This is a genomic window from Streptomyces sp. NPDC018029 (assembly GCF_044327655.1).
Taxonomy (GTDB): Bacteria; Actinomycetota; Actinomycetes; order Streptomycetales; family Streptomycetaceae; genus Streptomyces.
This window is the reverse complement of the sequence record NZ_JBIRFV010000003.1, coordinates 98,364-125,028: the sequence shown is the minus strand read 5'-3', so window position 1 is coordinate 125,028 and position 26,665 is coordinate 98,364. Positions and strand designations below refer to the sequence as shown.

General features: G+C 67.0%; 25 protein-coding genes. 6 read left to right on the top strand and 19 right to left on the bottom strand.

Going from position 1 to position 26,665, the window contains the following annotated elements; translation table 11 throughout:
* Positions 1 to 59: 59 nt before the first annotated feature.
* From rpsQ to rpsL, 15 genes are all read right to left on the bottom strand, one after another.
* Positions 60 to 347 (bottom strand): 30S ribosomal protein S17, encoded by a 288-nt coding sequence (rpsQ, locus tag ACH4D5_RS09155; RefSeq protein ID WP_164321735.1) that lies wholly within the window; start codon positions 345 to 347, stop codon positions 60 to 62.
* Positions 347 to 571, bottom strand: coding sequence for a 50S ribosomal protein L29 (gene rpmC, locus ACH4D5_RS09150; protein WP_006347226.1), 225 nt, complete (start codon positions 569 to 571; stop codon positions 347 to 349). The genes rpsQ and rpmC overlap by 1 nt, the downstream gene beginning before the upstream one ends.
* Positions 571 to 990: a 50S ribosomal protein L16 gene (gene rplP, locus ACH4D5_RS09145; protein ID WP_055698227.1), complete on the bottom strand. Its 420-nt coding sequence runs from the start codon at positions 988 to 990 to the stop codon at positions 571 to 573. The genes rpmC and rplP overlap by 1 nt, the downstream gene beginning before the upstream one ends.
* A 5-nt stretch (positions 991 to 995) precedes the next feature.
* On the bottom strand, positions 996 to 1,829 hold the full coding sequence (gene rpsC / locus ACH4D5_RS09140; protein WP_055564829.1) for a 30S ribosomal protein S3: 834 nt from the start codon (positions 1,827 to 1,829) through the stop codon (positions 996 to 998).
* Positions 1,829 to 2,176, bottom strand: coding sequence for a 50S ribosomal protein L22 (rplV, locus tag ACH4D5_RS09135; RefSeq protein ID WP_004571827.1), 348 nt, complete (start codon positions 2,174 to 2,176; stop codon positions 1,829 to 1,831). Before rplV ends, rpsC begins: the two co-directional genes overlap by 1 nt.
* Before the next feature lie 41 nt (positions 2,177 to 2,217).
* On the bottom strand, positions 2,218 to 2,499 hold the full coding sequence (gene rpsS / locus ACH4D5_RS09130; protein WP_030782571.1) for a 30S ribosomal protein S19: 282 nt from the start codon (positions 2,497 to 2,499) through the stop codon (positions 2,218 to 2,220).
* 12 nt (positions 2,500 to 2,511) lie between these two features.
* On the bottom strand, positions 2,512 to 3,348 hold the full coding sequence (rplB, locus tag ACH4D5_RS09125; protein ID WP_268772968.1) for a 50S ribosomal protein L2: 837 nt from the start codon (positions 3,346 to 3,348) through the stop codon (positions 2,512 to 2,514).
* A gap of 39 nt (positions 3,349 to 3,387) precedes the next feature.
* Complete coding sequence (rplW, locus tag ACH4D5_RS09120; protein ID WP_055564827.1) at positions 3,388 to 3,807, bottom strand: 50S ribosomal protein L23; 420 nt, start codon at positions 3,805 to 3,807, stop codon at positions 3,388 to 3,390.
* Positions 3,807 to 4,460 (bottom strand): 50S ribosomal protein L4, encoded by a 654-nt coding sequence (rplD, locus tag ACH4D5_RS09115; RefSeq protein WP_150171088.1) that lies wholly within the window; start codon positions 4,458 to 4,460, stop codon positions 3,807 to 3,809. Before rplD ends, rplW begins: the two co-directional genes overlap by 1 nt.
* A gap of 8 nt (positions 4,461 to 4,468) precedes the next feature.
* Positions 4,469 to 5,113, bottom strand: a complete 645-nt coding sequence (gene rplC, locus ACH4D5_RS09110; RefSeq protein WP_030782583.1) for a 50S ribosomal protein L3 — start codon at positions 5,111 to 5,113, stop codon at positions 4,469 to 4,471.
* A 14-nt stretch (positions 5,114 to 5,127) separates the two neighbouring features.
* The gene (rpsJ, locus tag ACH4D5_RS09105) at positions 5,128 to 5,436 is read right to left on the bottom strand and encodes a 30S ribosomal protein S10 (RefSeq protein WP_003948644.1); all 309 of its coding nucleotides are present in this window, start codon (positions 5,434 to 5,436) and stop codon (positions 5,128 to 5,130) included.
* 596 nt (positions 5,437 to 6,032) lie between these two features.
* Positions 6,033 to 7,226 carry an elongation factor Tu gene (gene tuf / locus ACH4D5_RS09100; protein ID WP_150171078.1) on the bottom strand — a complete coding sequence of 398 codons (1,194 nt, stop codon included), beginning with the start codon at positions 7,224 to 7,226 and terminating at the stop codon, positions 6,033 to 6,035.
* 144 nt (positions 7,227 to 7,370) lie between these two features.
* Positions 7,371 to 9,497 carry an elongation factor G gene (gene fusA, locus ACH4D5_RS09095; RefSeq protein WP_362994424.1) on the bottom strand — a complete coding sequence of 709 codons (2,127 nt, stop codon included), beginning with the start codon at positions 9,495 to 9,497 and terminating at the stop codon, positions 7,371 to 7,373.
* A gap of 39 nt (positions 9,498 to 9,536) precedes the next feature.
* Positions 9,537 to 10,007, bottom strand: a complete 471-nt coding sequence (gene rpsG, locus ACH4D5_RS09090; RefSeq protein WP_003974303.1) for a 30S ribosomal protein S7 — start codon at positions 10,005 to 10,007, stop codon at positions 9,537 to 9,539.
* A gap of 2 nt (positions 10,008 to 10,009) precedes the next feature.
* Positions 10,010 to 10,381: a 30S ribosomal protein S12 gene (rpsL, locus tag ACH4D5_RS09085; RefSeq protein WP_003948652.1), complete on the bottom strand. Its 372-nt coding sequence runs from the start codon at positions 10,379 to 10,381 to the stop codon at positions 10,010 to 10,012.
* Between the two features lie 358 nt (positions 10,382 to 10,739).
* Between rpsL and ACH4D5_RS09080 the strand changes: the two genes are divergently transcribed.
* From ACH4D5_RS09080 to ACH4D5_RS09055, 6 genes are all read left to right on the top strand, one after another.
* Positions 10,740 to 11,453, top strand: coding sequence for a Crp/Fnr family transcriptional regulator (locus ACH4D5_RS09080; protein ID WP_398300193.1), 714 nt, complete (start codon positions 10,740 to 10,742; stop codon positions 11,451 to 11,453).
* A gap of 133 nt (positions 11,454 to 11,586) precedes the next feature.
* Positions 11,587 to 12,381 (top strand): hypothetical protein, encoded by a 795-nt coding sequence (locus ACH4D5_RS09075; RefSeq protein WP_398300191.1) that lies wholly within the window; start codon positions 11,587 to 11,589, stop codon positions 12,379 to 12,381.
* A complete protein-coding gene (locus tag ACH4D5_RS09070; protein ID WP_398300189.1) occupies positions 12,378 to 14,588 on the top strand; it encodes a hypothetical protein in 2,211 nt (736 codons plus the stop codon). The genes ACH4D5_RS09075 and ACH4D5_RS09070 overlap by 4 nt, the downstream gene beginning before the upstream one ends.
* A 53-nt stretch (positions 14,589 to 14,641) precedes the next feature.
* Positions 14,642 to 15,736 carry a hypothetical protein gene (locus ACH4D5_RS09065; protein ID WP_398300187.1) on the top strand — a complete coding sequence of 365 codons (1,095 nt, stop codon included), beginning with the start codon at positions 14,642 to 14,644 and terminating at the stop codon, positions 15,734 to 15,736.
* The gene (locus ACH4D5_RS09060; protein WP_398300185.1) at positions 15,733 to 16,272 is read left to right on the top strand and encodes a Pycsar system effector family protein; all 540 of its coding nucleotides are present in this window, start codon (positions 15,733 to 15,735) and stop codon (positions 16,270 to 16,272) included. The genes ACH4D5_RS09065 and ACH4D5_RS09060 overlap by 4 nt, the downstream gene beginning before the upstream one ends.
* Positions 16,273 to 16,724: 452 nt before the next feature.
* Positions 16,725 to 17,294 carry a M48 family metalloprotease gene (locus ACH4D5_RS09055; protein ID WP_398300183.1) on the top strand — a complete coding sequence of 190 codons (570 nt, stop codon included), beginning with the start codon at positions 16,725 to 16,727 and terminating at the stop codon, positions 17,292 to 17,294.
* A 56-nt stretch (positions 17,295 to 17,350) separates the two neighbouring features.
* Here ACH4D5_RS09055 and ACH4D5_RS09050 read toward each other — a convergent pair whose 3' ends face one another.
* From ACH4D5_RS09050 to rplJ, 4 genes are all read right to left on the bottom strand, one after another.
* Positions 17,351 to 21,265: a DNA-directed RNA polymerase subunit beta' gene (locus tag ACH4D5_RS09050; RefSeq protein WP_398300181.1), complete on the bottom strand. Its 3,915-nt coding sequence runs from the start codon at positions 21,263 to 21,265 to the stop codon at positions 17,351 to 17,353.
* A gap of 98 nt (positions 21,266 to 21,363) precedes the next feature.
* Complete coding sequence (gene rpoB, locus ACH4D5_RS09045) at positions 21,364 to 24,849, bottom strand: DNA-directed RNA polymerase subunit beta (protein WP_362994408.1); 3,486 nt, start codon at positions 24,847 to 24,849, stop codon at positions 21,364 to 21,366.
* Between the two features lie 593 nt (positions 24,850 to 25,442).
* Positions 25,443 to 25,826 (bottom strand): 50S ribosomal protein L7/L12, encoded by a 384-nt coding sequence (gene rplL / locus ACH4D5_RS09040; protein ID WP_398300179.1) that lies wholly within the window; start codon positions 25,824 to 25,826, stop codon positions 25,443 to 25,445.
* 108 nt (positions 25,827 to 25,934) lie between these two features.
* On the bottom strand, positions 25,935 to 26,465 hold the full coding sequence (rplJ, locus tag ACH4D5_RS09035) for a 50S ribosomal protein L10 (RefSeq protein ID WP_398300177.1): 531 nt from the start codon (positions 26,463 to 26,465) through the stop codon (positions 25,935 to 25,937).
* Positions 26,466 to 26,665 lie beyond the last annotated feature (200 nt).

Here is a 26,665-nt window from a genome sequence, read left to right as displayed (position 1 = left end):
AGCGAACTGCCCCGGGAGCCTGGCGGAACGAACTCCGAGGGGGGTGCCCCTCAGAGGGATTACTTGGCCTTCTCGAGGATCTCGACGATGCGCCAGCGCTTGGTGGCGGACAGCGGACGCGTCTCCATCAGGAGGACGCGGTCGCCGACGCCGGCAGCGTTCTGCTCGTCGTGCGCCTTGAGCTTGTTGGTACGGCGGATGACCTTGCCGTACAGCGCGTGCTTGACGCGGTCCTCGACGGCGACGACGACGGTCTTGTCCATCTTGTCGCTGACGACAAGACCCTCACGGGTCTTGCGGAAGCCGCGCGCGGCCTTCGTCTCTTCAGTCACGTTGCTCTCGCTCATCAGGCGCTCTCCACCGTCTCGATGCCCAGCTCGCGCTCACGCATCAGGGTGTAGATCCGCGCGATGTCCTTACGGACGGCCTTGAGCCGACCGTGGTTCTCGAGCTGGCCCGTCGCCGCCTGGAAGCGGAGGTTGAACAGCTCTTCCTTGGCCTCGCGAAGCTTGTTGACAAGCTCCTCGTTGCCCAGCTCGCGCAGCTCGGACGCCTTGGTACCGGCCGACATCACGACTCACCTGCCTCGCGCCGGACGATGCGGCACTTCATCGGAAGCTTGTGAGCAGCGCGGGTAAGCGCCTCACGAGCAATCTTCTCGTTCGGGTACGACAGCTCGAACATGACGCGTCCGGGCTTGACGTTGGCGACCCACCACTCCGGAGAACCCTTACCGGAACCCATGCGGGTCTCGGCAGGCTTCTTGGTGAGGGGGCGGTCCGGGTAAATGTTGATCCAGACCTTGCCGCCACGCTTGATGTGACGCGTCATCGCGATACGAGCTGCCTCGATCTGACGGTTCGTCACGTACGCCGGGGTCAGCGCCTGGATGCCGTACTCGCCGAACGCAACCTGCGTGCCACCCTTGGACATACCGCTGCGCTTCGGGTGGTGCTGCTTGCGGTGCTTGACCCTACGGGGGATCAGCATTTCGGTCAGGCCTCCGTTCCGGTGCTCTCAGCAGCCGGAGCAGCGGCGGGCGCCTCGGCCTTGGGGGCCTCGGCGGCCGGAGCCGACTGCTGCGGCTTGCGGCCGCGACCGCCACGCTCGCCACCGCGGCCACCACGGGCCGGGCGGTCGTTGCCACCACGGGCCGGGCGGTTGCCGGCGCGGGCAGCGGCGTTCTCGGCGCGGACCTCGGCGATGTTCTTGACGTCGCCCTTGTAGATCCAGACCTTCACGCCGATGCGGCCGAAGGTCGTCTTGGCCTCGAAGAAGCCGTAGTCGACGTTGGCACGGAGCGTGTGCAGGGGCACGCGGCCCTCGCGGTAGAACTCCGAGCGCGACATCTCGGCGCCGCCGAGACGGCCACCACACTGGATCTTGATGCCCTTGGCGCCCGCCTTCATCGCCGACTGCATGCTCTTACGCATGGCGCGACGGAAGGAGACGCGGGAGGACAGCTGCTCCGCCACGGCCTGGGCCACGAGCTGAGCGTCGACCTCGGGGTTCTTGACCTCGAGGATGTTCAGCTGGACCTGCTTGCCCGTGAGCTTCTCGAGGTCACCGCGGATGCGGTCGGCCTCGGCGCCACGGCGGCCGATGACGATGCCGGGACGGGCGGTGTGGATGTCCACACGCACGCGGTCACGGGTGCGCTCGATCTCAACCTTCGAGATGCCGGCGCGCTCCATGCCGGACGTCATCATCCGACGGATGGCGACGTCTTCCTTGACGTAGTCCTTGTACAGCTTGTCGGCGTACCAACGCGACTTGAAGTCGGTCGTGACACCGAGCCGGAACCCGTGCGGGTTTACCTTCTGGCCCATTACCGGGTTCCTTCCTTGCTGCTGACGACCACGGTGATGTGGCTGGTCCGCTTACGGATCCGGTAGGCACGGCCCTGAGCACGCGGACGGAACCGCTTCAGGGTCGGGCCCTCATCCACGTACGCCTCGCTGATGACCAGCGAAGAGGCGTCGGTGTGGTCGTAGTTGTGCGCGGCGTTGGCAATGGCGCTGTCCAGCACCTTGCCGACCGGCACGCTCGCGGCCTGCGGGGCGAAACGCAGGACCGCCTGAGCCTCCGTGGCATCCATGCCACGGATGAGGTCCACCACGCGGCGGGCCTTCATGGGCGTGACGCGGATGTACCGCGCCTGGGCCCTGGCTTCCATGGTTGTCCCTTCGGTGTTAGTCATAGTCGTTCCACCCCGCGTTAGCGGCGCTTCGACTTCCGGTCGTCCTTGACGTGGCCGCGGAAGGTGCGAGTCGGCGAGAACTCGCCGAGCTTGTGGCCGACCATCGACTCGGTGACGAACACCGGGATGTGGGTCTTGCCGTTGTGCACCGCGATCGTGTGACCCAGCATGCTGGGAATGATCATCGAGCGACGGGACCAGGTCTTGATGACGTTCTTGGTGCCGGCTTCGTTCTGGGCGTCCACCTTCTTTACGAGGTGGTCGTCGACGAAGGGCCCCTTCTTGAGACTGCGCGGCATCTAAACCCGCTCCTAGCGCTTCTTGTTCGACTTGCGGCGGCGGACGATGTACTTGTTGCTCGCCTTGTTGCGATCACGAGTACGACCCTCCTTCTTGCCCCACGGCGAGACCGGGTGACGACCACCGGAGGTCTTGCCTTCACCACCACCGTGCGGGTGGTCGACCGGGTTCATCACGACACCACGCACGGTCGGGCGGACGCCCTTCCAGCGCATACGGCCGGCCTTGCCCCAGTTGATGTTCGACTGCTCGGCGTTGCCGACCTCGCCGATGGTGGCGCGGCAGCGGACGTCGACCAGACGGATCTCACCGGACGGCATGCGAAGGTGCGCCATGGCGCCTTCCTTCGCGAGCAGCTGCACGGAGGCACCCGCGGAGCGGGCGAACTTCGCGCCGCCGCCGGGCCGCAGCTCGATGGCGTGGATGGTCGTACCGACCGGGATGTTGCGCAGCGCCATGTTGTTGCCGGGCTTGATGTCGGCGCCGGCGCCACTCTCGATCCGGTCACCCTGCTGCGTGCCGCGCGGGGCGAGGATGTAGCGCTTCTCGCCGTCCGCGTAGTGCAGCAGCGCGATGCGCGCGGTGCGGTTGGGGTCGTACTCGATGTGCGCGACCTTGGCCGGCACGCCGTCCTTGTCGTGGCGACGGAAGTCGATCACGCGGTAGGCGCGCTTGTGGCCACCACCCTGGTGGCGAACGGTCACACGACCGGAATTGTTACGGCCGCCCTTGCTGTGCAGCGGGCGAACCAGCGACTTCTCCGGCGTGGACCGCGTTACCTCGACGAAGTCGGCTACGGAGGAGCCACGGCGGCCCGGCGTAGTCGGCTTGTACTTGCGGATTCCCATTTCTCAGTCCTCGTCCGATATTCGGACCAGGGCGCTCCGTTAGGAGGCCTGGCCGAAGATGTCGATACGGTCGCCCTCAGCAAGGGTCACGATCGCGCGCTTGGTGTCGGCACGCTTGCCGAAACCGGTGCGCGTACGCTTCCGCTTGCCCTGACGGTTGATCGTGTTGACGCCGGTGACCTTGACCGAGAAGACCGCCTCGACGGCCTGCTTGATCTGGGTCTTGTTGGCGCCCGGGGCCACGATGAACGTGTACTTGCCCTCGTCGAGCAGCGCGTACGACTTCTCGGAGACGACCGGCTTGACGAGGACGTCGCGCGGGTCCGAGAAGGACTTGCTCAGCGGGGTGGGCTCAACGGCGATCTTGCCCTCGGTCGCGATGCGCTTCGCCTTGGCGACGCGCGCGGCCTTGGCGGCCTTCGCAGCCTTGGACGCGATGCTCTGGTGACGGATGGCCATCAGGCTTCGCTCCCTTCGGTGTCGGTGGCCTTCGGGCCGGACACGAAGGACTCGAACGCGGCCTTGGTGAAGACCACGTCGTCCGAGACGAGCACGTCGTACGTGTTCAGCTGGCCCGGCTCCAGGATGTGGACCTGGGGCAGGTTGCGGGCGGAGAGCAGCGACAGCTCGTCCGAGCGCTCGATGACCAGGAGCACGTTCTTGCGCTCGCTGACCTTGCCGAGCAGGCTCTTCGCGGCCTTCGTCGAGATCTCGCCCTCGACCACGCCGGAGACGACGTGGATGCGGGAGTTGCGCGCCCGGTCGGTGAGGGCGTGACGCAGGGCGGCAGCCTTCATCTTCTTGGGGGTGCGCTGGGAGTAGTCACGCGGCACGGGGCCGTGGACGACGCCACCGCCGGCGAACTGCGGCGCACGGGTCGAACCCTGGCGCGCGCGGCCGGTGCCCTTCTGGCGGTAAGGCTTCTTGCCACCACCACGGACTTCACCGCGGGTCTTGGTCTTGTGCGTGCCCTGACGGGCCGCGGCCAGCTGCGCGACGACGACCTGGTGGATCAGCGGGATGCTGATCTTCTCGACGTCGAAGATCTCCGCGGGGAGCTCGACCGTCCCGGTCTTGTCGCCTGCCGGCGAAAGGATGTCAATGGTGCTCATGGGTTACCTCAGGCCCCCTTGGCCGCGGTACGGACCAGGACGAGGCCGCCGTTCGGACCGGGGACCGCGCCCTTGATGAGCAGCAGACCCTTCTCCGCGTCAACGGCGTGGACGGTCAGGTTCTGGGTGGTGACCCGCTCGTTGCCCATGCGACCCGCCATGCGCATGCCCTTGAAGACACGGCCGGGGGTGGCACAGCCACCGATGGAACCGGGCTTGCGGTGCACGCGGTGGGCACCGTGGGAGGCCTTGCCGCCGTGGAAGTTGTGACGCTTCATCACACCGGCGAAGCCCTTGCCCTTGCTCTTGCCGGTGACGTCGACCTTGATACCGGCCTCGAACGTCTCGGCAGTCAGCTCCTGGCCGAGGGTGTACTCGCTGGCACCAGCGGTACGGATCTCGACGAGGTGGCGACGGGGGGTCACGTCGGCCTTGGCGAAGTGGCCCTTGAGGGGCTTGTTCACCTTGCGCGGGTCGATCTCGCCGAAGGCGATCTGGACCGACTCGTAGCCGTCGCTGTCATTCGTACGGACCTGGGTAACGACGCAGGGCCCGGCCTTGACCACGGTCACCGGGACGACACGGTTGTTCTCGTCCCAGACCTGGGTCATGCCGAGCTTCTCGCCCAGGATGCCCTTGATCTGCTTGGTCATCTTCTTCGCGCCCTTCAGAGCTTGATCTCGATGTCGACGCCGGCCGGAAGGTCCAGGCGCATCAACGAGTCAACGGTCTTGGGGGTGGGGTCGAGGATGTCGATCAGGCGCTTGTGCGTGCGCATCTCGAAGTGCTCGCGCGAGTCCTTGTACTTGTGCGGCGACTTGATGACGCAGTACACGTTCTTCTCAGTGGGCAGCGGCACCGGGCCCGCGACCGACGCACCAGTGCGAGTCACCGTCTCGACGATCTTCTTCGCCGAAGAGTCGATGACCTCGTGGTCGTAGGCCTTGAGCCGGATGCGGATCTTCTGTCCCGCCATGGCTACTTAGTAGTCCTTTGTCTCGAACGCTCTGGCTCCCGATAGGCCCTTTTTTCTACTTCCTCCGACCCACGCGGTCGGGCGTGTCGCAGTCCCGCTCACACAGTTCTCCCGAAGGAGAATCCCTGCTAGGGGCTGCGGCCCTGATGACCGCGGGTCCGGGGGAAGAAACCCACCGGGCGCCTGGCTGAACCACCGCGCTGCACTTCCCGAAAGATTCCCGTACTTCCGCCCCAGCGCTGCCTGCGGGCCTTTACGGGCCCTGCGACAGATAAGGCGACGAGTACTGTGGGACTCGCTTCCGGTCCTCCCGGCGGGAGGCGCGCAGCATCGGCACTCAACCGAGCAACCATGACAGTCTGCCATACGGGGCACGTCTGGTGCCAATCGAGCCGAAGAGCGTACCCCTTGAGTGACGCAGATCAAACCCGGGACGCGCCGCCACAGCACGCGTCACGCGCACGACACGCGCACGTCACGCGCACAGAAGGGCCCGTACGACCGAAGTCGTACGGGCCCTTCCGCTACTGCGAGGTACTGCTGTGCGCTCAGTTCAGAGCGACCGGGCAACCCCGATCAACGCGTAAGCGGGAAGCTTACTTGTTGATCTTGGTGACCTGGCCGGCGCCGACGGTCCGGCCACCCTCACGGATGGCGAACTTCAGGCCCTCTTCCATGGCGACGGGCTGGATGAGCTCCACGGACATCTCCGTGTTGTCACCCGGCATGACCATCTCGGTGCCCTCGGGGAGGGTCACGACGCCGGTCACGTCCGTCGTACGGAAGTAGAACTGCGGGCGGTAGTTGTTGAAGAACGGGGTGTGACGGCCACCCTCGTCCTTCGACAGGATGTAGGCCTGGGCCTCGAACTCGGTGTGCGGCGTGACCGAACCGGGCTTGATGATGACCTGGCCGCGCTCGACGTCCTCGCGCTTGATGCCACGGAGGAGCAGACCGACGTTCTCACCGGCCTGGCCCTCGTCGAGCAGCTTGCGGAACATCTCGATGCCGGTGACCGTGGTGGTGGTCTTCTCGGTCTTGATGCCGATGATGTCGACGGTCTCGTTGACCTTGAGGACACCACGCTCGATGCGGCCGGTGACGACGGTGCCACGACCGGTGATCGTGAAGACGTCCTCGATCGGCATCAGGAACGGCTTGTCGACGTCGCGCTCGGGCTCCGGGATGGACTCGTCCACGGCCTTCATGAGCTCGAGGACGGTGTTGCCCCACTCCTTGTCGCCCTCGAGGGCCTTCAGAGCGGACACCTTGACGACCGGCAGGTCGTCGCCCGGGAACTCGTACTCGGAGAGGAGCTCACGGACCTCGAGCTCGACGAGCTCCAGGATCTCCTCGTCGTCCACCATGTCGGCCTTGTTCAGGGCGACAACGATGTACGGAACGCCGACCTGGCGGGCCAGGAGCACGTGCTCCTTGGTCTGCGGCATCGGGCCGTCGGTGGCGGCGACCACGAGGATGGCGCCGTCCATCTGCGCCGCACCCGTGATCATGTTCTTGATGTAGTCCGCGTGACCGGGGCAGTCGACGTGGGCGTAGTGACGCGCCTCGGTCTGGTACTCGACGTGCGCGATCGAGATCGTGATACCGCGCTGGCGCTCCTCGGGAGCCTTGTCGATCTGGTCGAAGGCCGAGGCCTCGTTCAGGTCGGGGTACGCGTCGTGCAGCACCTTGGTAATGGCGGCCGTGAGGGTCGTCTTACCGTGGTCAATGTGACCGATGGTGCCGATGTTGACGTGCGGCTTAGTCCGCTCGAACTTCGCCTTCGCCACTGGGTCCTCCTGGGAGTGGTTCTGTACGCCTTGCTTCATCGGCGCCAGGTGATCTTTGCTGGGAAGCCAGCCGCCGGGGTTCTCGCCCTGCTGGGGTCGAACCCCGGCGGATGGTGTCAAGCCTAAAGCGTTAACTCGGGTGAGTTACTCGCCCTTGGCCTTCGCGATGATCTCCTCGGCGACGTTCCGCGGAACCTCGGCGTAGGAGTCGAACTGCATTGAGTAGCTTGCGCGACCCGACGTCTTGCTGCGGAGGTCTCCGACGTAGCCGAACATCTCCGAGAGGGGCACGAGGCCCTTCACGACGCGAGCGCCGCTGCGCTCCTCCATGGCCTGGATCTGGCCACGGCGGGAGTTGATGTCACCGATGACATCGCCCATGTAGTCCTCGGGCGTGGTGACCTCGACGGCCATCATCGGCTCGAGCAGCACGGGGCTGGCCTTGCGCGCGGCCTCCTTGAAGGCCTGCGAACCGGCGATCTTGAAGGCGAGCTCGGAGGAGTCGACCTCGTGGTAGGCGCCGTCGATGAGCGTGACGCGAACGCCCGTCATCTCGTAGCCCGCCAGGATGCCGAACTGCATGGCCTCCTGAGCACCCGCGTCCACCGAAGGGATGTACTCCTTGGGGATGCGGCCACCCGTGACCTTGTTCACGAACTCGTACGACGCGTCGCCGCCCTCGATGGGCTCGATCGCGATCTGCACCTTCGCGAACTGACCGGTACCACCGGTCTGCTTCTTGTGGGTGAAGTCGACGCGCTCGACGGCCTTGCGGATCGTCTCGCGGTACGCCACCTGCGGCTTGCCGACGTTCGCCTCGACGCGGAATTCGCGCTTCATGCGGTCGACGAGCACCTCGAGGTGAAGCTCGCCCATACCACCGATGATGGTCTGGCCGGTCTCCTCGTCCGAGTGAACGCGGAAGGAGGGGTCCTCCTCCGAGAGACGCTGGATGGCGACACCCAGCTTCTCCTGGTCACCCTTGGACTTCGGCTCGATGGCGACCTCGATGACCGGCGCCGGGAAGTCCATGGACTCCAGGATCACCGGCTGCTTGTCGTCGGAGAGCGTCTCACCCGTGGTGGTCTGCTTCAGTCCCATGACGGCGACGATGTCACCGGCGCCCACCGACTCGATCTCCTCACGCTTGTTCGCGTGCATGCGGTAGATCTTGCCGATGCGCTCCTTCTTGCCCTTGACGGAGTTCAGCACCGCGGTGCCGGAGTCCAGGCGACCGGAGTAGATCCGGACGAAGGTGAGCTTGCCGAGGTGCGGGTCGCTCGCGATCTTGAACGCGAGGGCCGACAGCGGCTCGTCGTCGGACGGCTTGCGCTTGATGACCTGCTCCGGGTCCTTGACGTCGTGGCCCTCGATGGCCTCGACGTCCAGGGGGGAAGGCAGGTAGCGCACGACCGCGTCGAGCAGGGGCTGGACGCCCTTGTTCTTGAACGCGGTACCGCAGAAGACGGGGGTGACGGTGGTGTCGCCGCCCTTGCCGGAGGCGATGGTGATGCGACGGATCGCCGCGTACAGCTGGTCCACCGAGGGCTCCTGGCCCTCGAGGTACAGCTCCATCATCTCTTCGTCGTTCTCCGCGACGGCCTCGAGCAGCTTGCCGCGGTACTCCTCGGCAGCCTCGGTGTGCGTGTCGGGGATGTCGACGATGTCGTAGGCCTCGCCCATCTTGGTCTCGGCGGACCAGACGAAGGCCTTCATGGTGACGAGGTCGACGACGCCCTTGAAGTCAGCCTCTGCGCCGATGGGCAGCTGCATGACCAGCGGGGTCGCACCGAGGCGGTCGACGATCATGTCGACGCAGCGGTGGAACTCGGCACCCGTGCGGTCGAGCTTGTTGACGAAGCAGATACGCGGGACGCCGTAGCGGTCCGCCTGACGCCACACGGTCTCGGACTGGGGCTCAACGCCGGCGACGCCGTCGAACACCGTCACGGCACCGTCGAGCACGCGGAGCGAACGCTCCACCTCGACGGTGAAGTCGACGTGGCCCGGGGTGTCGATGATGTTGATGGTGTGATCGACGTCGTTCAGCGGCCAGTGACAGGTGGTGGCAGCAGAGGTGATCGTGATGCCACGCTCCTGCTCCTGCTCCATCCAGTCCATCGTCGCGGCGCCGTCGTGGACCTCACCGATCTTGTACGAGACACCGGTGTAGAACAGGATCCGCTCGGTGGTCGTCGTCTTGCCCGCGTCGATGTGAGCCATGATGCCGATGTTGCGCACCTTGGCCAGGTCAAGTGAAGTGGTAGCCATGTCGGCTCAGTCTTCTCTCGGTCTCGATGTGGGTAGCGACTACCAGCGGTAGTGCGCGAAGGCCTTGTTGGACTCGGCCATCTTGTGGGTGTCCTCGCGCTTCTTCACAGCGGCACCGAGGCCGTTGGAGGCGTCGAGGAGCTCGTTGAGCAGACGCTCGGTCATGGTCTTCTCGCGACGGGCGCGGGAGTAACCGACCAGCCAGCGCAGGGCGAGCGTGTTCGCACGGCCCGGCTTGACCTCGATCGGGACCTGGTAGGTCGCGCCACCGACACGGCGGGACTTGACCTCGAGGGTCGGCTTGATGTTCTCGAGCGCGCGCTTCAGCGTGATGACCGGGTCGTTGCCGGTCTTCTCGCGCAGGCCCTCCATGGCGCCGTACACGATGCGCTCGGCGGTGGAGCGCTTGCCGTTCAGCAGCACCTTGTTGATGAGGGAGGTCACCAGAGGAGAACCGTAGACCGGGTCGATGATGACCGGGCGCTTCGGGGCGGGGCCCTTACGAGGCATTCTTACTTCTCCTTCTTGGCGCCGTAGCGGCTGCGGGCCTGCTTGCGGTTCTTGACACCCTGGGTGTCGAGGGAACCGCGGATGATCTTGTAACGAACACCAGGCAGGTCCTTCACACGGCCACCACGCACGAGCACGATGGAGTGCTCCTGCAGGTTGTGTCCCTCACCCGGAATGTAGGCCGTGACCTCGATCCCGGAGGTCAGACGCACACGCGCGACCTTACGGAGGGCCGAGTTCGGCTTCTTCGGGGTGGTCGTGAACACACGCGTGCAGACGCCACGGCGCTGGGGCGAACCCTCGAGTGCGGGCGTCTTGTTCTTCTCGACCTTGTCCTGCCGGCCCTTACGGACCAGCTGCTGGATCGTAGGCACTACTTCTCCGGTTTCTGTGTGCCGAATAGTAAAGCTAACCCGGAACGTCGCCGACCCACGCGGTCGGGTGTGTCGAATCCTGCAGACTCCCGCCGCAAGGCGGAAAGGGGCGCAGATCACGGTGGCCTTGTTGACGGACTCGCGATGCGGTTGAAGACACGCGCACGAGCCCAGGCACACCCCAGGCACAAGGTCTGAGCGTACCTACCTCATCGAGTCTGGTCAAAACAAATGCAGGCCACCGCGACACGCCGGACTTCTCGACCTTGATCCACCACCGGTTCGGCCAATTCGAACTACACCATGGGCACATTCAGTAACTTGAACGGTGCATTGCGTACCGATCAAGGAGGGCGGCATGGCGGGGGCGCATTTACCGGGTGGGGGCCTGGACGACCAGGTCCCGTTCCTCGCACGGTTGGAGAGCGCTGATCGCTCCGCCCTCCTGGCCCTGGGCCACGTACTCGATTTCGCGCCCCGGGTCGTGCTCCTGCACGAGCGTGAGCCATCGTCCCACGTTCTCTTCCTCGTACAGGGCTGGTCCAAGGTGACCGCGGCCGCTCCGAACGGATACGAGGCCCTCCTCGCGCTGCGCGGCCCCGGCGACGTCATCGGTGAGTCCGCCGCGCTGACCGGTCGGCCGCGTTCGGCGACCGTGACCGCTCTGGAACAGGTGCGCGCCGTGGCCGTGGAGCGCGAGCACTTCACCGACTTCCTCTCCCACTCCCCCACCGTCTCGTTCGCTCTGCTCGGACTGACCTCCGACCGCACCCGTGCCGCCGACCGACGGCGCCTGGAGTTCGCCTCGATGAGCGTGCGGGAGCGGTTCGCCGTACTGCTGCTCGATCTGGCCCGTACGCATGGCCGACGTACCGACGAGGGCATCGAGCTCTGCGTACCCCTGAGCAAGCAGGAGCTCGCCGGGTCCGTCGGAGCGTCCAGGGAAGCGGTCCAGCGTCTCCTCAAAGAACTGCGCGCACGAGGTGTCGTGGTCACCGGGCGAAGGGCTCTGCTGATCGTGCGGCCGGACGTCCTGCGGCGCATCGCCCGCTCCGAACACCCGGACGTCTGACGGGCTCCCATGCCACGCGCCGGACCCGCTCTGTGCACGCGGTCACACTTCGAGTGCGTCATCCGACCTCACGGTCCGGGTCACCCCGCCGCCAAGCTGCTGCGCGGCACAGCACCCCAGCTGAGAGGTGACCATGAGCGACCCCGTGAGCCGGACCATCCTCCTGCTCGACATCGAGAAGTACAGCGACAGGGACGACATCGAGCAGGCCTATCTCCGGCGGATGCTCTACGGCATCACCGACCGCATCCTGGAGAGCGCGGGCATCGACGGAACCCTGCGCCGGCGTGCCGACCGCGGTGACTCCGTCATGGAGCTCATCGACGCGGGCGCCTCGATGACGGGGCTGCTCCGTGCCCTGCTGTCCGAGCTGCCGGTGGAGCTGCGGGCGGTGAACCGGATGGCGTCGGCGTCCGCCCAGATCCGGCTCCGTGCCGTGCTCGCCACGGGCTACGTGACGATCGACGAGCTCGACGGCTGGGTGGGCACCCATCTGAACCTCGCCTGCCGACTGCTCGACGGCGAGCTCCTGCGTGCCGCACTGCGGGAACGCCCGGACGACTTCGCTCTTTGCGTCTCGGAGACGGTGCACAGCGGCATCGTCCGGCACGACTACCCGGGCATTCCCAAGGACGAGTTCCACGCCGTCACCATGGGCAGCAAGAACGGGCCGCTGCGGGCGTGGCTGCACGGTCCGGTGCCGCGGGGCGTGTCCTCCGACACCTGCGATGCCCCCGACGACACGGGCCACCGGGCCGAACCCCCTGGGCCGACGCGTGCCGAGCCCTCTTCCGTCAACTTCCTCGGCGGCTCCCCGTCGTTCGGCGGCAGCTTCGTGAACGGCGACCAGCACGGCGTGAGCGGTGGCGTCGTCCACGGGGACGTACACCTCGGCGGCAACACCCGTGAACACGGTGAGCGGAAATGACCACCGGCGAACCGGGCCCTCCGCAGGGCACCGGCGACCAGGACGGCGACGCCGCACAACAGCCCACCCCGGAGAGCGGCTCTCCTGAGCGCGCCGAGAAGAAGGAGGAAGAGCAGGACCAGCCCCAGGACGCCTGGTCGGCCCGACGGGACCTGGTGGACCACAGTCCGAAAACGATGGGCGTCGGCGCCAACGCCCGGTTCGGCGGCAGCCTGGTCACCGGTGACCAGCACGGCGTGAGCGGCGGCCTGATCGCCGGCGACGTGATCATGGGCAGCAAGACGGAGGTCCACCACTACGGCTTCTCCGCCGTGAGTCACAGCTCCGGAGAGGTGCCCCAGTCCACGCTTGACCGACTCGCGCCGCTCTTCGTCACCGACGAGGTCGCTTTCCGCGGGCTCCTGGCGCGGCTGCGTACCGAGCGGGTCATCGTGCTGTCCGGCGCCCACTTCACCGGCCGCCGCACCGCGGCGCTGATGCTGCTCCACCGCCTGGGCGTGTCCCCGGTCCGCACCCTGGTCCGTGACACCACCCCGGCCGAGCTGGTCCAACAGCTCAGCGACGAACAGCACCCCGCCAAGGGATACGTGCTGTGCGACCTGACGACGCGGCGCGACCAGCCGCTCAGGGAGCCGCATCTGCTCGCAGCCCGCGAGCGGCTCGCCAAGGACGGCGCGTACTTGGTGATCACCGTCGGCCCCCACGCCGCGCTGGAGGACATCTCCGCGACCGAGTGGCAGCCGCCGGGCCCTGCCGATGTGCTCGCCTCGCACGTGCGCGGGCTGACCGACGAGGCGACGGCGGAGCGGCTGCTGGCTCTTCCCGCCGTCGCCGAGTTCCTCGGCCGCGATCACCAGTTGCGTGAGGTCGAGGCCTTCGCCCGGGCCCTGCGGCGGTACGCGGACGGGGAGGAGGGCGAGGACTCCATCGGGACGTTCTCGCTGGCCGCTCTGGAGAGCCAGGTCCAGGAGTGGTTCGAGGAGGACGAGGACCGGGTCCCGCTGCGGGACAAAGCGTTCCTGGTGGCACTGGCCGCCTTCGACGGTGGCCCGTACGCACTCACCGCCGAGTTGAGCGACCTGCTCTACGCCGCGCTGCAGACCACAGAGGACTCCGCCCTCCACCCCCGGGTCCCGGTGTTCGGCACCCACATCGGCAAGCGCCTCCAGCTGGCGCGCGCCAAGCGCTACCCGGCGAAGGAGAACACGGAGTGGGGGCCGGTCACCCAGTCCAAGGCCGCCTTCCGCGACGACCGGATCTCCCTCGTCCTGCTGCGCGAGGTGTGGACCGGCCACCCCTCGGCCAGGCCGGCCCTGGTGCGGTGGCTGCGGCAGCTCGCCGACGACGGGAGGCCTCTCGTACGCACCCGAGCGGCCTCGACCGTGGCCGTCCTCGCCTACGCGGACCTGCCCTCCACCATGGCCCTGGTCATCGAGCCCTGGGCCCGGTCCCATCTGTTCCGCCGACGGCTCGTGGCCGTGAACGCGCTGACGCTCGCGCATCTCCTCGACGCGCCGAACGTCCCGAGCATCCTCGACTCCTGGAGCGGTGGAGACGACCAAGGGCTGCGCTGGGTGGCCATTCGCACGTACGGCCTGATCGGCGCGGAACGGCCGGAGCAGACACTCGCCGCTCTCCGGGCGGCCGCCCGCAAGCAGTACGACGGGATGGCGCCGGATGCCGAAGCGGATACGGACGACGCTCACCGGCGCATGATGGAGCAGCTCGCCCAGTCGGTGGAGCTGCTGCTCCTATCCACCGTCCGCGACCAGGTTCTCGGCGAGCTGCTCCGGGTGCTCGACGAGGACCGGCCCGTGCACGACCTCGCCCTGAGCGGCTTCCTCAGCGCGTGCCGCCGCAGAGAGAACGACGAACGTCACGGCCAGCCCCTGGTCCTCCACTGGTACGCCACGTCGGCGGCGGACGGCGGACGTGCCGCGGCCGGGATAGCCCGGCTCTGGCGCTCGGCGCTCGACGACCGCCACCACACGAAGGACGCGCTCCAAGAGCTGGGCGACTGGGTCCGCGTCGCCGACACGGACCCGACGAGCGAATGGGCACTCGCCGCCCTGCTCCCCGCCCTGATCACCACCGCGGCGGAACACAGGCGCACCAGCCACCTCCTGCGCACCGTGCGCGGCGAGGACGGCATGTCCCCGCCGGCCGTGGCCGCACGCCTGCTGACCGCCCTCCCCGGCCACCGCTGAACCCACGCGGCCCGCCCTCACCCTCCTCACGCATCCGTCAAGGAGACAGAGCCATGCCCGACTTCCACCCTTCACCGGACTGGCAGCAGCCCTCCGGCCGGCAGAGCTCACTCGTCGACCCCGTCATCAGCGTGCGGCAGATCTCGCGGTTCGGTTTCGCCCGCAGGACGCTGACCCGCATCGATCACGCCCTGGTCTTCTCGACCGCCGCGGGCGGACACCTCTCCTACCTGCCGCCGCTCCGGCCGAGTCGCCGGGAAGTGGCGGCGAAGCGCTGCACCGCCGTGTACGAGGTCGACATGGGTGTTCATCAGCATCGGGCCGACATCACTCTGCCCAGCAGCAACGACGCCTTCGAGTTCGTCGCCGAGGTCGACTTCTCCTGGCAGGTCCGCGACCCCGCCGCCTTCGTGCGGAGCGGCCACCGGGACGTTCCCGTCCTGCTCCTCGGTGAACTGCAGCGGGCGGCCCGTCCGTTGGCCCGCCGTTTCGCCATCGACGACAGCGCCACGGCCGAAGGGGAACTGCTGTCCCGCCTGACGGCGCCGGGCGCGGCCTGCGGCCTGCGCGTGACCTGGACCCTCCGGCTCCGCCGCGATCAGCAGGCCATCGACCACGAGCGGCGGCTCCAGTCCATCGACCACACCGCCGTCGAACAGGTCCGTGTCGAACGGCATGGCATGGCGGAGCTCCGGGAGCTGGAGATCCAGAAGATCGCGTTCTACCAGAAGTACCTGGAGCAGGGCGGCGTGGTGGCCTGGGCGATGCATCTGGCCGCGCACCCGGAGGATTCACGACTCGTCCTCAACACCATGCGCGAGGACCAACTCCGGCTGCTGCACGCCGAGCTGGAGCTGGCACGGGAGCTGCTGCACAGCGACGGGACCGAGAACTACGAACTGGAAGGTCCCAAACGGCAGGCCATGGAGGTGGTCGACAGGCTCCTCAGCCAGACCCTCCCCGGAGCCCGCGAGGCGGACCGGCCCGAGCCCCTCCCCAGCCTGTGGCCGCCCCCGGGATACGGCAGCTCCCCCACCGCCCCGGCGGAGCAGGAGCAGGCCCATGACACCGGCGGTAAGGGCAGCAGGCGTGACGGCGGCAGCAGCCGTGGGAACAGCGGCGACGCGACAGACGAGCCGACGCCGTGACCGGCACCCGCATCCCCACCGCCACCCGCACACCAGCCCCCGCTCGCGAGCCGGGCGCGGGAGCAGCCGAGCGCCTGCTCCTGGACCTCCGCACCGAGATCGTCCGCGCCGACACCAAAGCGACCGTGCTGGTCACGGCCCTCGGTACGGCGGCCGGAGTCTTCACGGGTTTCCTCGCCAAGCGGGGATGGCCCCCAGCCGCCTTCTCCGGGCCGGGCAGCTCCACATGGTGGGCGGGGATGCTCGCCCTCTTGCTCGCGGTCCTGGCCCTGCTCATGGCCGTCCTGCCCCGCTACGACGGCAGCTGGACCCCCGGCGCTCCCCTGACGCACTTCGCCGACGTCCAGCGGGCCGCCCGCTGCGGCCGCCTGACGCAGGCGCTGATCGAAACCGAACGTGCCACGTCGGAGAGCATCCTCATCGCGCTGGCCGCGACCAGCCGAATCGCCCTGCGCAAGCACCAGTGGATCCGCACGGGCCTCATCGCCTTCGCCACCGCTGTCGTGCTGCTCCCCTGCTCCCTCCTCATCGGCTGACGCCCCTCTCTGGAGGTTGACCATGCCCCCACCGACCGACCCTCCACGCCCGGACCCCCCTGACGACGACCTCGACTACCGGCACCGCGGCAGGCGCCTCCACCACCTCGCCCGGCAGCGCGGGTTCGACGCCACAGCCTTCGGCCAGTTACTCCTGTACATACCCGGCACAGCCATGAGCCTGCTGGTGGTCCTCCTACTGTCCGCGGGCCTCGAAGCCTGGCTGGGCGTCCCCATATGGATACCGCCGGCCATCTGGCTCGCGTCCGCGGCGCTGCTCTTCCACCGACCCACGGAGGACCTCCTCGCCCGGTACCTCCTACGGTTGCACCGCCCCATGCCCGACGAGTACGCGCGTCTCCACCCCGTCTGGCAGGAGGTGACCGCCCGCGCGGGTGTCGACGGCCGGACGTACGAACTGTGGGTGGAGGACAGCGAGGAACTCAACGCGTATGCCGCGGCCGGCCATCGTGGGGGTCACCCGGTTCGCCCTCGACCGGTTGCCGAGCTCCCAGCTCGCCGCGGTCCTCGCCCATGAGCTGGGGCACCACACAGGCGGCCATGTCTGGGTGTCCCTGCTGGGTTACTGGTACGCGTTGCCGGGCCGGGCGGCCTGGTACGCGATCCGCCTGATCGTCGGCTACACCATGGTCCTCACCAGCCAGTTCTCCTGGCTGGCCACAACCGCGCTGGTGCTACTGATCGGCATCCTCACGTATGCCACGATCACGCTCCTCTACGGGCTGCCGCTCATCCTGCTGGTCACCCCGTATCTGACCGCGGCAGTCGGCCGCCGGGCCGAGTTGCGCGCGGACCGGCACGCCGCAGTCCTCGGTTTCGCCCCCATGCTCACGCAGGTGCTGCAGGCCATGCACACGGCGGAGACCGAGACCAGGCGGCGGGCGGCCGCAGCCATGGGCGGACCGGGCGAACCGGGGCTCCTGACCCGCCTGCTCTCCACCCACCCCGACTACGCGACCCGGGTGCACCGGCTGCGCCCCTACCTGGGACAGGGCCGGTAGACAACGCCGAAGGGCGGCCACCCCAAAAGGTGACCGCCCTTCAACAGACCTGGGTCCTACTGGTTGTACGGCCCGTAGTCGTAATCCTCCAGCGGCACAGCCTGACCCGAACCCGTCCCGAAGGGCGAGTAGTCGATGTCGTCGTAGCCGACGGCCGAGTACATCGCGGCCTTGGCCTCTTCGGTGGGCTCGACCCGGATGTTGCGGTAGCGGGAAAGACCCGTACCGGCCGGGATGAGCTTACCGATGATGACGTTCTCCTTGAGGCCGATGAGGCTGTCGGACTTGGCGTTGATCGCCGCGTCCGTCAGGACTCGGGTCGTCTCCTGGAAGGAGGCGGCCGACAGCCAGGATTCCGTCGCCAGCGAGGCCTTGGTGATACCCATCAGCTGCGGACGGCCGGAGGCCGGGTGGCCACCCTCCGTCACGACTCGACGGTTCTCGGTCTCGAACTTCGAGCGCTCGACGAGCTCGCCCGGCAGCAGCTCCGCGTCGCCGGACTCGATGATCGTCACGCGGCGCAGCATCTGCCGGATGATGATCTCGATGTGCTTGTCGTGGATCGACACGCCCTGGCTGTTGTAGACCTTCTGGACTTCGCCGACCAGGTGGACCTGGACCGCGCGCTGACCGAGGATCCGCAGCACGTCGTGCGGGTTGGTGGCACCGAAGGTGAGCTTCTGGCCCACCTCGACGTGGTCACCCTCGCGCACCAGGACCTTGGCACGCTTCGAGATCGGGAACGCCGTCTCGTCGCTGCCGTCGTCCGGGGTCACGACGATCTTCTTGGTCTTCTCGGTCTCCTCGATGCGGACACGGCCCGCGGCCTCGGAGATCGGGGCGACACCCTTCGGCGTACGAGCCTCGAAGAGCTCGACGACACGGGGCAGACCCTGGGTGATGTCGTCACCGGCCACACCACCGGTGTGGAAGGTACGCATGGTGAGCTGCGTACCCGGCTCACCGATGGACTGGGCGGCGATGATGCCGACCGCCTCACCGATGTCGACCAGCTTGCCGGTGGCGAGCGAACGGCCGTAGCAGAAGGCACAGGTGCCGACCGCCGACTCACAGGTCAGGACCGAGCGGGTCTTGACCTCCTCGACGCCGTTGGCGACCAGGGCGTCGATGAGGACGTCACCGAGGTCGACGTTGGCCGGCGCGATGACCTTGCCGTCGATGACGACGTCCTCGGCCAGCATGCGGGCGTACACCGAGGTCTCGACGTTCTCCGTCTTGCGGAGGACACCGTCCTCGCCCTTGACCGCGATCTTGAGCTTCAGACCGCGCTCGGTGCCACAGTCCTCCTCGCGAATGATGACGTCCTGGGAGACGTCGACCAGACGACGGGTGAGGTAACCGGAGTCGGCGGTACGGAGAGCCGTGTCCGCCAGACCCTTACGGGCACCGTGCGTGGAGATGAAGTACTCGAGGACGGAGAGGCCCTCACGGAACGAGGCCTTGATCGGACGCGGGATCGTCTCGTTCTTCGCGTTCGACACCAGACCACGCATACCGGCGATCTGCCGCATCTGCATCATGTTTCCTCGGGCACCCGAGTCAACCATCATGAAGATGGGGTTGGTCTTGGGGAAGTTCGCGTTCATCGCCTCGGCAACCTCGTTGGTCGCCTTGGTCCAGATCGCGATGAGCTCCTGCGTGCGCTCGTCCTTGGTGATCAGACCGCGCTCGTACTGCTTCTGGACCTTCTCGTCCTGCTCCTCGTAGCCCTTGACGATGGCCTTCTTGGCCTCGGGCACGACGACGTCGGAGATGGCCACGGTGACACCGGAACGGGTCGCCCAGTAGAAGCCCGCCGCCTTCAGGTTGTCGAGCGTCGCCGCCACGATGACCTTGGGGTAGCGCTCGGCGAGGTCGTTGACGATCTCGGAGAGCTGCTTCTTGCCGACGGAGTAGTCGACGAAGGGGTAGTCCTCGGGCAGCAGCTCGTTGAAGAGCGCGCGGCCCAGGGTCGTACGCAGCCGGAAGCTGTCGCCCTGCTGGTACGCCCGCTCGCCCTCGAAGTCGTCGCCCTCGGCGCTGACCGGCGGGGTCCAGCCGCGCGGCGGGATGGTGCCCACCGGGAAGCGGATGTCGACCTTCGCCTGCAGCGAGAGCTCACGCGCGTCGAACGCCATGATCGCCTCGGCCGTGGAGCCGAAGGACCGGCCCTCGCCGATGACCTTGCGCTCTTCCTCGTCCGTGGTGAGGAAGAAGAGACCGAGCACCATGTCCTGGGTCGGCATGGTGACGGGACGACCGTCGGCCGGCTTCAGGATGTTGTTCGAGGACAGCATCAGGATGCGGGCCTCGGCCTGCGCCTCCGCGGAGAGCGGCAGGTGGACGGCCATCTGGTCACCGTCGAAGTCCGCGTTGAACGCGGTGCAGACGAGCGGGTGGATCTGGATGGCCTTGCCCTCGACCAGCTGCGGCTCGAAGGCCTGGATGCCGAGGCGGTGCAGCGTGGGCGCACGGTTCAGCAGAACCGGGTGCTCGGCGATGACCTCTTCGAGGACGTCGTACACGACCGTGCGGCCGCGCTCGACCATCCGCTTGGCGCTCTTGATGTTCTGCGCGTGGTTCAGGTCGACCAGGCGCTTCATCACGAACGGCTTGAAGAGCTCCAGCGCCATGGCCTTCGGCAGACCACACTGGTGCAGCTTCAGCTGCGGACCGACGACGATCACGGAACGCGCGGAGTAGTCCACACGCTTACCGAGCAGGTTCTGACGGAAACGACCCTGCTTGCCCTTCAGCATGTCGCTGAGGGACTTCAGCGGACGGTTGCCGGGGCCCGTCACCGGGCGACCACGACGGCCGTTGTCGAAGAGGGCGTCGACCGCCTCCTGGAGCATGCGCTTCTCGTTGTTCACGATGATCTCGGGCGCACCGAGGTCGAGAAGGCGCTTCAGGCGGTTGTTGCGGTTGATCACACGGCGGTACAGGTCGTTCAGGTCGGAGGTCGCGAAGCGGCCACCGTCCAGCTGCACCATCGGACGCAGGTCCGGCGGGATGACCGGCACGCAGTCGAGCACCATGCCCTTGGGGCTGTTGCTGGTCTGCAGGAACGCGGAGACGACCTTGAGGCGCTTGAGCGCACGGGTCTTCTTCTGGCCCTTGCCGGTACGGATGATCTCGCGGAGGCGCTCGGCCTCCTCGTCGAGGTCGAAGGACTCCAGGCGCTTCTGCAGGGCAGCGGCACCCATGGAGCCGTCGAAGTACGTGCCGAAGCGGTCACGCAGCTCGCGGTAGAGCAGCTCGTCGCCCTCGAGGTCCTGGACCTTGAGGTTCTTGAAGCGGTTCCACACCTCGTCGAGACGGTCGATCTCGCGCTGCGCACGGTCGCGCAGCTGCTTCATCTCACGCTCGGCGCCCTCGCGCACCTTGCGGCGCACGTCGGCCTTGGCACCCTCGGCCTCGAGCTCGGCCAGGTCGGTCTCGAGCTTCTTGGCGCGGGCCTCCAGGTCGGAGTCGCGACGGTTCTCGATCTGCTGACGCTCTACGGAGACGTGCGCCTCCAGGGACGGCAGGTCGCGCGTACGGCGCTCCTCGTCCACGAACGTGATCATGTACGCCGCGAAGTAGATGACCTTCTCGAGGTCCTTCGGGGCGAGGTCGAGGAGGTAACCCAGGCGCGACGGGACGCCCTTGAAGTACCAGATGTGCGTGACGGGCGCGGCCAGCTCAATGTGGCCCATCCGCTCACGGCGCACCTTGGCGCGAGTGACCTCGACGCCGCAGCGCTCACAGATGATGCCCTTGAAGCGGACACGCTTGTACTTACCGCAGTAGCACTCCCAGTCCCGGGTCGGACCGAAGATCTTCTCGCAGAAGAGTCCGTCCTTTTCGGGCTTGAGGGTGCGGTAGTTGATGGTCTCCGGCTTCTTGACCTCGCCGTGGGACCACTGTCGGATGTCGTCCGCGGTGGCAAGGCCGATCCGCAGCTCGTCGAAGAAGTTGACGTCGAGCACTTTGTCGTCAATCCCTCTTTCGGGGTCGAGTCTCAATCATGGTCTGTACGGGTCCGGGGCAGGGCCGGGGCCTCACGAGGAGGCCCCGGCCAGACCCGTCAGACCTCTTCGACGCTGCTCGGCTCGCGCCGGGACAGGTCGATGCCGAGCTCCTCCGCCGCGCGGAAGACGTCCTCGTCGGTGTCGCGCATCTCGATGGACATGCCGTCCGAGGACAGCACCTCCACGTTGAGGCAGAGCGACTGCATTTCCTTGATGAGCACCTTGAAGGACTCGGGAATGCCGGGCTCGGGGATGTTCTCGCCCTTGACGATGGCCTCGTAGACCTTCACGCGGCCGGTCACGTCGTCGGACTTGATCGTCAGCAGCTCCTGGAGGGCGTAAGCGGCGCCGTATGCCTCCAGCGCCCACACCTCCATCTCACCGAAGCGCTGGCCACCGAACTGGGCCTTACCACCCAGCGGCTGCTGGGTGATCATCGAGTACGGGCCGGTCGAACGCGCGTGCAGCTTGTCGTCGACCAGGTGGTGCAGCTTGAGGATGTACATGTACCCGACCGAGATCGGGTCCGGGAACGGCTCACCGGAGCGGCCGTCGAACAGCTGCGCCTTGCCGGACGGGAGCACCATGCGCTCGCCGTCGCGGTTCGGGATGGTGTGCTGCAGCAGACCGGCGAGCTCGTCCTCACGCGCACCGTCGAAGACGGGGGTGGCGACGTTCGTGCCGGGCTCGACCTTGTCGGCGCCGATGGCCTGGAGGCGCTGCGCCCACTCGTCCGCGAGACCGGAGACGTCCCAGCCGCGGCTGGCGAGCCAGCCGAGGTGGATCTCCAGGACCTGTCCCGGGTTCATTCGGGACGGCACACCCAGCGGGTTCAGGATGATGTCGACCGGAGTTCCGTCCTCGAGGAACGGCATGTCCTCGATCGGCAGGATCTTCGAGATGACACCCTTGTTGCCGTGGCGGCCGGCGAGCTTGTCACCGTCCGTGATCTTGCGCTTCTGCGCCACGTAGACACGAACCAGCTGGTTCACGCCCGGCGGCAGCTCGTCGCCCTCTTCACGGTCGAAGACGCGGACGCCGATGACCTTGCCGATCTCACCGTGCGGCACCTTCAGCGAGGTGTCGCGCACCTCGCGCGCCTTCTCACCGAAGATCGCGCGGAGCAGGCGCTCCTCGGGCGTCAGCTCGGTCTCACCCTTGGGCGTGACCTTGCCGACGAGGATGTCGCCGGCGACGACCTCGGCACCGATACGGATGATGCCGCGCTCGTCGAGGTCGGCGAGGACCTCCTCGGAGACGTTCGGGATGTCCCGGGTGATCTCCTCCGGGCCGAGCTTGGTGTCACGGGCGTCGACCTCGTGCTCCTCGATGTGGATCGAGGAGAGGACGTCGTCCTGCACGAGGCGCTGCGACAGGATGATCGCGTCCTCGTAGTTGTGACCCTCCCACGGCATGAACGCCACGAGCAGGTTCTTGCCGAGGGCCATCTCGCCCTCTTCGGTCGCGGGACCGTCGGCCAGGACCTGGCCCTCGATCACGCGGGCGCCCTCGTCGACGACAACCTTCTGGTTGACCGAGGTGCCCTGGTTCGACCGGGAGAACTTGGCGATGCGGTACGTGGTGTACGTGCCGTCGTCGTTGGTGACGGTGACGTAGTCCGCGGAGACCTCCTGGACCACACCCGCCTTCTCGGCCTTGATCACGTCACCGGCGTCGACCGCGCAGCGGTACTCCATGCCGGTGCCGACGAGGGGAGCCTCGGCGGTGATCAGCGGCACGGCCTGACGCATCATGTTCGCGCCCATAAGGGCACGGTTGGCGTCGTCGTGCTCCAGGAAGGGGATCATCGCGGTCGCGACGGACACCATCTGGCGCGGCGAGACGTCCATGTAGTCGACGTCCGTGCCGGGCACGTAGTCGATCTCTCCGCCACGGCGGCGGATCAGGACGCGGGCCTCGGCGAAGTGGAGGTCGTCCGTCAGCGGCGCGTTGGCCTGCGCGATGACGAAGCGGTCCTCCTCGTCGGCCGTCAGGTAGTCGACGTCGTCGGTGACCTGACCCTCGACGACCTTGCGGTACGGCGTCTCGACGAAGCCGAACGCGTTGACGCGGCCGTACGAGGCGAGCGAACCGATCAGACCGATGTTCGGGCCTTCGGGCGTCTCGATGGGGCACATGCGGCCGTAGTGAGACGGGTGCACGTCACGGACCTCGAAGCCGGCCCGCTCACGGGAGAGACCACCCGGGCCAAGAGCCGACAGGCGGCGCTTGTGGGTGAGACCCGACAGCGGGTTGTTCTGGTCCATGAACTGCGACAGCTGCGAGGTGCCGAAGAATTCCTTGATCGACGCCACGACCGGGCGAATGTTGATCAGGGTCTGCGGCGTGATCGCCTCGACGTCCTGGGTCGTCATGCGCTCGCGGACGACGCGCTCCATACGAGCCAGACCCGTGCGGACCTGGTTCTGGATGAGCTCGCCGACGTTGCGCAGACGGCGGTTGCCGAAGTGGTCGATGTCGTCGGTCTCGACGACGATCGACGTGCCGCTGTCGCCAACGGTCTCGGTCTCACCGGCGTGCAGCTTCACCAGGTACTTGATCGAGGCGATGATGTCCTCGACCGTGAGGATGCCCGCGTCGAGCGGAGCGTCCGCACCCAGCTTCTTGTTGACCTTGTAGCGACCGACCTTCGCGAGGTCGTAGCGCTTGGGGTTGAAGTAGAGGTTCTCAAGCAGGGTCTGAGCGGCCTCACGGGTCGGCGGCTCGCCCGGACGGAGCTTGCGGTAGATGTCGAGCAGCGCGTCGTCCTGGCCCTGGGTGTGGTCCTTCTCCAGGGTGGCGCGCATGGACTCGTACTCGCCGAACTCCTCGAGGATCTGCTCGGTCGTCCAACCGAGAGCCTTGAGCAGAACGGTGACCGACTGCTTGCGCTTGCGGTCGATGCGCACACCGACCATGTCGCGCTTGTCGATTTCCATCTCCAGCCAGGCACCCCGGGACGGGATGATCTTGGCGGAGAAGATGTCCTTGTCGGACGTCTTGTCGATCGAGGAATCGAAGTAGACACCCGGCGAACGGACCAGCTGCGACACGACGACACGCTCGGTGCCGTTGATGACGAAGGTGCCCTTGTTGGTCATGAGCGGGAAGTCGCCCATGAAGACCGTCTGGGACTTGATCTCGCCGGTCTCGTTGTTGGTGAACTCGGCCGTGACGAAGAGCGGGGCGGCGAACGTGAAGTCGCGCTCCTTGCACTCGTCGATCGAGTTCTTGGGGGGCTCGAAGCGGTGGTCGCGGAACGTCAGGGACATCGACCCGGAGAAGTCCTCGATCGGGGAGATCTCCTCGAAGATCTCCTCCAGACCGGACTTGGTGGGGACGTCCTGTCCGCTTTCCAGAGCCGCCTCGACACGAGCCTTCCACGCGTCATTGCCGAGCAGCCAGTCAAAGCTCTCGGTCTGCAGCGCAAGAAGGTTCGGAACCTCGAGGGGCTCCTTGATCTTTGCAAAGGAGATGCGCAGCGGGGCGGTGCTGGCGCCGTTGTTCGTATTCGCGGTCGAGGCAGTGCGCGAGGCGGCCAAGAGGGGGTCCTTCCGAGGGCTCGGACTCACTACGCGCGTACCGGTCCCAGGCTGGACACAGGGACGGATCCCCCTGACTTGGCTGTTTGGCCAGGTCAGGGCAGTTTCAGTCCACGGTGCTCAAGCATGGGCATGCCCCTGGTGACGGGCAGGAGGCAGCTAACAGGCAGCGCAAAGGGTCAGTGTAGCCAGTTGGCCCACTGATGTCCAGTGCGGGTTCTGGGAGACCCTCGTTGTTCTCAACCCCTGCTGCAAGCCACGCCCTCGATGCACATCGATACTGCCCTCTTCGCCGCCGATCCATGCCTCGGATCCGGATCGTTGTGACGACGCGTCCTGAGAATTGCGCGCTGCGTGCGGTTCGTCAAGGCCCCCCTGCCCAGACGTCGCCCTGGGACACTCACCGTCACGGGCTGTCCCGAGGCACAACGAAGATCACCATACTCGCCGGGACCGACATCGCAAGGCGCCCTCACACGCGTGCCCGGGAACGCCGAAAGGCGACCACCCACATGGGTGATCGCCTTAGGCGTCCCGCGCGTTACAGCGTTTCCGCCGTACGTGCGGTGAAGAGAGTCAGACGACTCGTGAGGTCACTTGACCTCGACGGAGGCGCCGGCGCCCTTGAGGGCCTCGGCGGCCTTCTCAGCGGCGTCCTTGGCGACCTTCTCGAGGACCGGCTTCGGGGTGCCGTCGACGAGGTCCTTGGCCTCCTTGAGACCCAGCGAGGTCAGCTCACGCACGACCTTGATGACCTGGATCTTCTTCTCGCCGGCGCCGGTGAGGATGACGTCGAACTCGTCCTGCTCGGCCTCGGCCTCGGCGGCCGGGGCACCCGGGCCCGCGACGGCGACGGCGGCCGGGGCGGCGGCGGTGACGTCGAACTTCTCCTCGAAGGCCTTCACGAACTCGGAGAGCTCGATGAGGGTCATCTCTTCGAACTGCGCGAGCAGGTCGTCCTGGGACAGCTTCGCCATGATGGCGTCCTTCCACTAATTCGGCTGGTGCCGGGTGTACATGGAGGCGGGCGTACGTTGGGCCCGCTGTGACCGTCGCCTCAGGCGGCGGTCAATGTGCGAGCCGAATTACTCGGCACCGCCCTGCTCGGCCTTCTTGGCACGAAGCGCCTCCGCGGTGCGGACGAACTTCGAGGGAAGCGCCTGGAAGAGCGCGGCAGCCTGGGACTGCTTGCCCTTCATGGCGCCCGCCAGCTTGGCGAGCAGAACCTCGCGGGACTCGAGGTCCGCGAGCTTCTTGAACTCATCGGCGGACAGCGCCTTGCCATCAAGGACACCGCCCTTGATGACGAGATTCGGGTTGTCCTTGGCGAAGTCACGAAGACCCTTCGCCGACTCCACCGGGTCACCGGTGACGAAGGCAACCGCCGTCGGACCCGTGAACAGGTCGTCGAGCGTGTCGATCCCGGCCTCGTTGGCCGCAATCTTGGTCAGCGTGTTCTTCACCACGGCGTACTCGGAGTTTTCACCGAGGGAACGGCGCAGCTGCTTGAGCTGGGCCACGGTGAGACCCCGGTACTCGGTCAGCACGGCGGCGTTCGAGCTGCGGAACTTGTCCGTGAGCTCGGCTACCGCGGCAGCCTTGTCGGGCGTCGGCATAGAGCGTCGGCCTCCTTCCGGGTGATGAGGACCGCTCAAAAGGGGCCGACAAAACGAAACGCCCCGGCGCAGGCGCACGGGGCGTGAGCTCGACCGAATCGCATGCGATTCAGGAGCACATCCACAGTCACCTGCGCGGGTCGTCCGCCGTCTCAGCGGATCCTTCGGCCACCGCCCCCTCTTGCGAGAGAACGGCAACG